The following is an 8129-nucleotide window of genomic DNA, read 5'->3' as shown; positions in this document are numbered from 1 at the left end:
GGCTCTTCAAGGTTCGTGGTGAAGGAGAGCGTCGCGTCGCTGGCGTAGAACGGCCCGTGGTCCTGCTGTGATGGGTGTTGTCAAGACATCCACACCTCAGAGGACCACGAGCCTGTGCACGAGAATACTGGTTCGCAGCGTGATGCTGCGAGCACGATCTTCAACTTGCCCGATTACCGCGTCACAGACGCGATCGACCTGCCCGACGGAGGCCGTCGAGTGGTGATCGAATCCATCGAGCCGCCGGGCTGTCCGTCCTGCGGGGTGCTCGCGACCAAGGTCCACTCCCGCCGGTCCCAGAAGGTGCGCGACGTCCCCGTGGCCGGGGCGGTGGAGGTGGTGTGGGCCAAGCGGCGCTGGTTCTGCCTCGAGCCGGCCTGCGCCCGGCGCACGTTCTGGGAAGCCACCGATCAGGTCCCTTACCGTGCGCGTTCGACGACCCGGCTGCGGGATCAGGTCGTCTCCGCGGTGCTCACCTCGGGCCGGGCTGCCTCCGAGGTCGCCCGGGCCCATGGCGTCTCGTGGTGGCTGGTCCAGTCCGCGCTGGCGGCGGCCGCAGTGGTCCTCCCCGCCGCCGAGGACGTGCCAGTGACGCGCCTGGGCATCGATGAGCACCGCTACCGGTCGGTGCGCTGGTTCCGCACCGATGAAGGTGCCTGGAGACGGTTCGAGCCATGGATGACGACCCTGGTCGACCTGACCACCGGACAGGTCCTCGGCGTCGTCGACGGCCGGGACTCCACCGCCGTCGGGGACTGGCTTGCCCAGCGCTCTGAGGACTGGCGGGAGCGGATCGAGATCGTCGCCATCGATCCCTCGGCCGCGTTCCGCAAAGCACTGCGGACCTACCTGCCCCGCGCTGCGGTCTCGGTCGACAAGTTCCACCTCGTCAAGCTCGGGAACGACATGGTCACCGCCGTGCGGCAACGCCTAGCCCGCACCCATCACGGTCGCCGGGGTCGGAAGGATGACCCGGCCTGGGCGCACCGGATGCTCCTGCTGCGCGGCGCTGACACCCTCACCCCGAGGGCGTGGGAGCGGTTGGAGAGGGTGTTCCGCACCGATGACCCCACCGACGAGCTCTCCGCCGCCTGGGGCATCAAGGAGCAGCTCCGTCGCCTATTGGCGACCGACACCCTGGCTCAGGCCTGGGAGGAACGGATGCGGATGGGCTACTTCGTGCAGATCGCGAATATGCCCGAGGCGACCAAGCTCTACGACACCGTCGTGACCTGGTGGGACGCGATCGAGGTCCTCATCGTCACCGGCGCGACCACCGCTCGAGTCGAGGCCGCGAACACCGGCATCAAGAACATCAAACGCATCGGCCGTGGCTTCCGCAACGCCGAGAACTACCGGATGCGTATCCTGCTGACCAGCGCCGCGAAAACCGTAGCGTGAATACCCGCCACAGCAGGGTCATTCACCACGAACCGCGAAGAGCCACGTACCCGGTCAGACCGCAGCCGCCCGCGACCTTGACCATCGGCTGCCTGAATCGTGGTCTGTGCTGATGGACTCGCTTCGAGCGAGTCACAGCGGAGCGAACGCTCATTGAAACCGAACTAGCATTCGGGCATCCGGGATTCCGTTCTGTCGCGGGCGCGCTCTTGTCCGCAGCGAGGGGTGCGTGAGCTCCCGGCTCCGGTTCCACGAACATGCGCTGCGCGACCTGGCGGCCGATGCCTCGATCCCGTCATTCGCCGCCTTCTCACCGTGGCCAGCATCCTGAGAAAAGGCCTCGGACGTAACGAGCTGGATGCCTCGTGGTGCCCTCGCCTCCGCCTGCTTCTCGTGTCGACTGCAACCGGCACGAGCGGGAGGCGCGGCGAGGCGGCGCTACGCGACGGCGGTTCCTTCGAGCTCGACCATCTGGCCCGGGATCGCGAGACGGGTGACGCCCTTCGGCGGCTGGACCAAGACCTTCACCGACCCCCGGCTTTGCGCTGCCATCGTCGACCGGCTCACCTTCGGCGGCACCATCCTCGAGACTGGCACCGACTCCTACCGACTGGCCCAGGCCACCAAACAGCGGACGGGCTGAGCGAGTACACGGCCTGGAAGCGGTGTCGAACCAGACCAACATCGTCGGCGCGAACCCGCCCCGGGTGGTGTCAGAACTCACCTACAGGCGGTGTCGGACGAAACCCCCGAAGCCAGCGGCCTGTTCATCGCCGCGGTCGACCTCCTCGGCGCAGCGAGCGAGGCAGCCTGGTTCGGTCTCGGCACGCGGGTGTCCGACGACGGCCAGCTGGCTGACCTGATCGCGAGAGGGCAGAACGCGGCGGCCGTCATCGATCGGACGGCTGAGGCGATCAGGAGAGGCAAGGCCTGGGAGAGCCGCAGCCTGAACGATCTGCGGGCCCAGGCCGCCCATCTACGCGACCTGCGGAACTACGGGCTGCATCCGACGGGAGAGCCGGACGAGGACCGAGAGCCGGCGTTCACCGAGGCCGGCTGCGCCGTCCTGTACATGAGGGCGCCGCGGTACTTCCGACAGCTCGACCAGATCAGGACGAAGCTCGAAGGATCTGCCCACCCGGCAGCCGGATGATCCTCTCGTCGACCAGATCTGGAGCTCACCCGTGGTTCTGGGTCCGGTTCCCGGCCTCGGTCCGGGGAGCGGCTTCGAAGGGGTCAGGGTTGCTGGCCCATGCGCTCCTCGGTGAGTAGGAACGCGATCGCTGAGCCGCAGAACCGCACGACGAAGGTTGCTTCGGCCAGCTGGGTGCCGGGGTCCTTCCACTGCCCGTGTCGGGCGCCGGGGACCTGGCTGGCGTACCCGTACATCGCGTTGAACGCGCTGCTCATCGCCCGTACCCAGTCGTCCCGGTCCTTGAAGTACGCCTTGGCTCCGTCGCCGAGCGTGTTCTTCCCGGTGAGGATGCGGAGGACTCCCTCCAGGGCGCCCATGGCTTCATGGATGGCCTGGGTGTGCTCGGCGGGCCGTCCCCGCAGCGCGCTCAGGGCGCGCCCCCACTGCTTGCCCGGCTCGGAGAAGCGCCCCTCAAGGAGGGACGCGGCGATCTCGGGGATGTCGTCCACCTCGAGCTCCTCACCCTCGGGGTCGAAGACCTCGATCCGTTGCCCGCGCCGATTCGAGGTCATCTCGTAGGCCAGCCCGGTGCGCTCGAAGGATGCGTTCACCGCCTCCGGGTCGCCGTACTCCTCGAGCAGATCGAACACCTCGAACCACTCGAGATCCTCCAGCATCTCGACGGCCGGCTCACGCGCGAAGCTGTCTCCCCAGATCCCGCTATCGGGGAGCCGGTGCATGGCGTCGCAGAGCACTCGGTACGTTCCGACCCAGCCGCGGCCCTCGAGGAGGGCATCACGGAGGACGAGTCGGAGGTCGTCGGGGGCCTGCTCGTACTTGTTGCGAGGCGGTGGTGTGCGACGGAGGTTGTGGCGGCTGCTGAAGCTCATGCCCGAATCGAAGCATGACCCGGAGATTCCTGGGGGCGATGGTGAAACCGTGAATCGGGGGGGGTGGGGGGGCACACTCCCCCATGTCCTGCTACAGGACACATATTCCGTTGTTCGCGTCGCGGTTCCGGTCCGCTTCCTTCCTCCCTGGCTACACCACGATTCTACAGGACACGAACCAGAGTGTCAACACGTAGGGGGAAAGTTTGTGGCCGTCGCCGGGGTCCGGCCGGGCCCGAGTGGGCCCGGCCGGTGAGGGTCAGGCGTCGGTGAGGATGTGCCCGGCCCCGACGCGGGCGATGAACATGGTGACCGCGCGGATGAGGTAGTCCTCCTCCTCTCGCAGCTGCTCGTCGGTGAGGCCGTGGGTGTCGCCGGTACGGGGGTTGAACGCGGTGATGACCACGGTGCCCACCACGGGGCGGTTGAGGTAGGCGCTGGCGTAGAGGTTCAGCGGCGCGTTGTGGCGGTAGCCCTCCTCGTCGGCCCAGACCGTGATGTGGTCGCCGCGGCCGTGGGGGGCGGGCTCGGCCATGTCGACGGCGATGGTCGGGGTGCTCAGCGCCCGGTACAGCTGGGGGAGCGAGTCCTCGTCGTCGTTCCACGCGAGGGTCTCGACGTGGCGGTCGGCGGTGATCTTGAGCAGGTGGCTCATGGTTCCTCCTGGTGTCGGTCTTTCGTTCTGACAGTTATGAGTATTCCAGACATGCACCGCACTGTCAACACTTAGGGCGAAACTAGTTCTCGGGGGCGTGAGGGGCCGCGCTGCTCGGCGTGTAGTGGGCGTCCTCCTCCTGGTCGTGCGCGGCGTGGGCGGCGCTCCAGAGGTCGGCGGCGCGGGCCGCGCCGGTGGCGGTGAGCAGGTCGATGAGGGCATCGGCCTCCGGGCAGTTGAGCTGTCCGGCGATCTCGTCGGCGAGCATGTCGTCGCTGAACCGCTCGGCGAGCTGCTCGGCGGCGAGGGTGACGGCGGCCGTGCCGTTCCCTGGCCGGGGGTCGGGTGGCCCGGGCGGGGTCTCGGCGATCTGCTCCCAGTGGGCGAGGGTCTCCGGGTCCTGGTCGGCGATCGGCAGTCCGAGCCGGGCGGCGTCGCGGGCGAGGTCCTCGGCGAGCTCGCCGAGGTGGTCCCAGCGATGGGCAGCGCCGAGCACGGCGAACGTGTGGAGCATGAGGCGGGCGAGGTGGGCGGTGGTGGCGGCGTCGCACTGGTCGGCCAGGTCGTCGGTCGTGTGCGCGGTCTCCAGGGCCAGGTGCATGGGTCCTCCGTTCGGCGGGGTGGTGGCCGGGCACGGGCGGTGCCCGGCCGGGTGGGTCAGCCGCGCATCGGCATGAGCAGGCCCCGCCAGTGCTCGTCCTCCTCGACGTCGAACACGGCGGGCTTCACGCCGTCGGTGTTCAGGCGGAGGTGGACTCCGGTGTGCCGGTTCGCGGTGAGGGCGTGCGCGGCCTTGTGGACCTTCGCGGCGAACGTCGCGTTGAAGATGACCTCCGACTGCGTGCTCTCGGCGAGGCGCTCCCCGGCGGGGAACAGCCGGGCGATGGGCGGGTAGTCGCCCTCGACGCCGGTGACGGCGACGGTCGGGCCGTCGAGGAAGTCGAAGGTGGCTCCGCCGGGGCGGTCCTCGTCGATGGTGACCATGACCTCCTGGTGGGCGGCGCGGCGCTTGTACGTCTTCGCGGTCCGCAGGATCGCCTTCGCGTCCTGGACGGCGATCGCGACCTCGGCAGCTGCGCCGTCATCGGCCAGGAACTCGTCTCCGTCCTCGGCGCGTGCGCCGCGGTGGAGGCGGTAGGTGGCGGCCGCGTAGCGGTCGGTCGCGGCGACCTGGAGCCGCTCGCCCTCGACCTTGACGTGCACGGCGTTCAGCAGGGGGAGCGTCGTGTCCGAGCTGGCGAACGGGATCGTGCCCTCGAGTGCTCGGCGCAGGCGGTCGATGCTGGTGGTGATGGTGGTGGACATGGGGTGTCTCCCTCGTTCGGTCTTTCGTCCTGACAGCTATGAGTATTCCAGACACGAACCACACTGTCAACACCAAGACGAAAACGCCCCGGGGTGGCTCCCGGGGCGTTGTGCGAGGTGGTGGGTGGGTCAGGGGCTGGCGGTGTGGGTGGTGAGGTCGATCAGGGTGCGGATCTCCTGGAGGACGGCGTGCGTGACGTTGATGGTCATGCCGGTGGTCTCGCCGGTGTCGGGGTCGTGGGCGGCGATGACGGTGCGGCCGGTGAGGGGGTGGCCGCTGTAGAGGGAGGCGAGGGGGTTCGGGGCGCTGTTGCGGCTGAGCAGGTGGCCGTAGGCGTCGGTGAGGATCTCGATCTCCTCGATCCCGCGGGGGTGCTCGGTGCTGTGGGTGATGTCCGTGCCGATCAGGTTGGGGATCTGGGCGGGGGCGGTCGGGTCGTAGGGGACGCGGGTGGTGGTGCCGTCGGGGGCGATGGTGACGAGGTAGTGGGTCATCTGGGGTCCTGGGGTCAGTGGTGGTTGGCGATGGAGGCGGCGGCGGTGTGCAGCGCGGTGGCGAGCCCGCCGATCAGGAAAACCTCGGCGAGGACGGAGGTTGCCTGGGTGTGGGTGAGGGGGACGTCTTCGCCCATCTCCTGGCCGGTGACGAGGGCGTCTCCGTGGATGGTGCGGCCGGTGTAGGCGGTGGCCCAGCCGTTGCGGGGGCGGCTGGTGGTGGGGTCGGCGATGACGGCGAGGTGGTCGCCACGGGGGTGGTCGATCCACTCGAAGTCCTCCCCGGTGTGGGAGGTGTGGAACTCGAAGGAGATCGGCGCTTCGTTGCAGGGGATGAGGTGGGCGGTGTTGGCGGGGGTGATCTTGACGAGGTATCCGTCCATGGGGGCCTCCTGAGGGGCTGTAAGGGCCCCGGGGGAGGCCGGTGGGCTTCTCCCCCGGGGAAGGGGTCATCGGTCGATCTGGGTGCCGTCAGCGGCTCGCAGGGCGGTCACGTTGTGGTGAGGGATGCGGACTTCGCTGTGTCCCCAGGTCGCGGTGAACGTCTTGGGGTTGACCCGCTTGATGCGCCACCAGTCGGACCCTCGGACCTGGATGAGGTCTCCGGCTCGGGCGGCGGAGGTGTCGACGGTGAGCCCGTCGGCGATCTGCTGCTCCCGGATCTGCTCCCAGTAGGTGATCTGTTCGCGGAGGTGCTCGGCCTCGGCTTGGTACCGGGCGTGCTGGGCTCCGTGGGATCCGGAGACCTCGGCGATGACGGTGCGCCCCTGGACGACCGTGTACCCGTCGCGCAGGCGCTCGATCCGGCGGAGCTCGGCGCGGAGCTTGTCGAGCCGGTTGGCGGTCGTGGCGGGGGACTCCGGGCGGGTGTTCACCCGCGCCGCGGCAGCGCGCCGGGAGGTTTCCTGTGCAGCGGCACCCGCGTCGACGGCGGCGCGCATGTGGGAGTGGATCCGCTCGGCGTCACGGCGTGCTCGGCGCTCGGAGTGGTGGCCGACCAGGATCGGCTGGCCGAAGGGGATCCCGTCGGCGATCTGCCGGGCGGCGGCGTGGCGAGCCTCCGAGACGGCCTCCTGCCGCTCGGACTTCGCGTCGAGGGCATCGGCCCGCGCGGCAGCGCGGGCCTTCTTGTCCTCCTGGACGTCCGCGGTGGGGCGGGGGGTGTTGTCCACCTCCACCTCGACCTCGAACCCGGCGCCCTGGAGGGCCTCGACGGTGCTGCGGATCTGCCAGTCGCGGGCGTGGTGGTCCCTCGATCCGGGGATGTACCAGGCCCCGAGGTTCCGGGACCACCGCCACCGGTTGGCCTTGAGGGCGGGGGAGGAGCCGTCACCGCGGGAGGTCCCGTCGATGAGCGTCCCCTCGGCGTGGGTGTGCGTGATGGTCAGGGTGGTCATCCCTGCACCTCCTGGTGGGTGATGGTCGTGTCCAGACGGCGCACGGCGAGGAAGAACACCGGGTGGCTGGCCACTCGGAGCACGTCGATGTCCCCGGCCTCAGCGCAGAGGGCGAGCACGTGGGCAGGGCCGTCGAGCGTCATCGCTGCGGCCCACAGCAGGTAGGTCACCCGTACGGCGTCCAGTGCCCCACGAGGGACATCCACAGGCGCGGTGGCGGAGTAGTCCGCCAGGGCACGGCACACCCGGTAGACGTGGTCAGCCCGCGCGGGTGAGGGGGTGGTCAGCAGGGTCCGGGCCAGCCGCTCGGGAGCGTCCGGCTCAGAGGGGTCGATGCCCGCGGCCCAGTAGTGGAAGGCGTCGATTCCGGCAGCCGGGTCCTCGGTGAGGACCAGGTGCGCGTACCGGAGATCGGCGAATGCGGGCGGGCGAGGTTCCAGGACGGACTGGAGCACCTTGGCGGCGGCCCGCGTGTCCGAGGACGGAGTGGTGAGCATGGAGCCCTCCTCGATCGGTTTCGTTCTGACAGTTACCAGACTAGGGGAGAGCGCACACACTGTCAACACCCGAGAGCGAAAGCGAGAGAACGAAAGAACGAGAACCCGAAAATACGAAAACACGAACACGCGCCACGGGCGCAGCCCGGGGCCGGCCTCACAGGTAGCAGAGCAAAACAGCAGGTCAGCGCCTAATCGCAGACCACCCGGCACCACCCACCTACCGGCACCCACACCGGCGCGCAGCGCCGGAACGGGACCGCCAACCGCCCCGCCTTGGCGGGGCGTGGGATGGGGGAGGGCGCAGCCCGATCCCCCCGGCCGCCTGAGATCCGTCCCACCCGAGAGGACCCC

The 8129-nt window shown here is 69.4% G+C and carries 10 protein-coding genes and 1 pseudogene; 3 read left to right on the top strand and 8 right to left on the bottom strand.

What is annotated here, in order from left to right; all coding sequences use genetic code 11:
* The first annotated feature begins 114 nt into the window (after window positions 1-114).
* From V1260_RS15780 to V1260_RS15770, 3 genes and pseudogenes are all read left to right on the top strand, one after another.
* Window positions 115-1401, top strand: coding sequence for an ISL3 family transposase (locus V1260_RS15780; RefSeq protein WP_329746494.1), 1287 nt, complete (start codon window positions 115-117; stop codon window positions 1399-1401).
* Window positions 1402-1903: 502 nt separating this feature from the next.
* Window positions 1904-2044, top strand: a pseudogene (locus V1260_RS15775) (ATP-binding protein); the annotation flags it as partial.
* A 90-nt stretch (window positions 2045-2134) separates the two neighbouring features.
* Window positions 2135-2554, top strand: a complete 420-nt coding sequence (locus V1260_RS15770) for a hypothetical protein (RefSeq protein ID WP_329747770.1) — start codon at window positions 2135-2137, stop codon at window positions 2552-2554.
* Window positions 2555-2637: 83 nt separating this feature from the next.
* On the opposite strand, the gene V1260_RS15765 is transcribed toward V1260_RS15770, so the two are convergent.
* From V1260_RS15765 to V1260_RS15730, 8 genes are all read right to left on the bottom strand, one after another.
* Entirely contained in the window at window positions 2638-3426 is a 789-nt protein-coding gene (locus V1260_RS15765; protein ID WP_329747769.1) for a hypothetical protein, read from the bottom strand.
* 259 nt (window positions 3427-3685) lie between these two features.
* The gene (locus tag V1260_RS15760) at window positions 3686-4081 is read right to left on the bottom strand and encodes a DUF3846 domain-containing protein (protein WP_329747768.1); all 396 of its coding nucleotides are present in this window, start codon (window positions 4079-4081) and stop codon (window positions 3686-3688) included.
* Window positions 4082-4163: 82 nt separating this feature from the next.
* On the bottom strand, window positions 4164-4682 hold the full coding sequence (locus V1260_RS15755) for a hypothetical protein (protein WP_329747767.1): 519 nt from the start codon (window positions 4680-4682) through the stop codon (window positions 4164-4166).
* A gap of 56 nt (window positions 4683-4738) precedes the next feature.
* Window positions 4739-5386 (bottom strand): hypothetical protein, encoded by a 648-nt coding sequence (locus V1260_RS15750; protein WP_329747766.1) that lies wholly within the window; start codon window positions 5384-5386, stop codon window positions 4739-4741.
* A gap of 129 nt (window positions 5387-5515) precedes the next feature.
* A complete protein-coding gene (locus tag V1260_RS15745) occupies window positions 5516-5881 on the bottom strand; it encodes a hypothetical protein (protein WP_329747765.1) in 366 nt (121 codons plus the stop codon).
* A 14-nt stretch (window positions 5882-5895) separates the two neighbouring features.
* On the bottom strand, window positions 5896-6264 hold the full coding sequence (locus tag V1260_RS15740) for a hypothetical protein (protein WP_329747764.1): 369 nt from the start codon (window positions 6262-6264) through the stop codon (window positions 5896-5898).
* Window positions 6265-6330: 66 nt separating this feature from the next.
* The gene (locus tag V1260_RS15735; protein WP_329747763.1) at window positions 6331-7278 is read right to left on the bottom strand and encodes a DUF3560 domain-containing protein; all 948 of its coding nucleotides are present in this window, start codon (window positions 7276-7278) and stop codon (window positions 6331-6333) included.
* A complete protein-coding gene (locus V1260_RS15730) occupies window positions 7275-7775 on the bottom strand; it encodes a hypothetical protein (protein ID WP_329747762.1) in 501 nt (166 codons plus the stop codon). The genes V1260_RS15735 and V1260_RS15730 overlap by 4 nt, the downstream gene beginning before the upstream one ends.
* Between the last annotated feature and the right edge of the window lie 354 nt (window positions 7776-8129).

The organism is Brachybacterium sp. J144 (assembly GCF_036321705.1).
GTDB lineage: Bacteria > Actinomycetota > Actinomycetes > Actinomycetales > Dermabacteraceae > Brachybacterium.
This window is presented reverse-complemented; position numbering and strand designations above follow the sequence as displayed.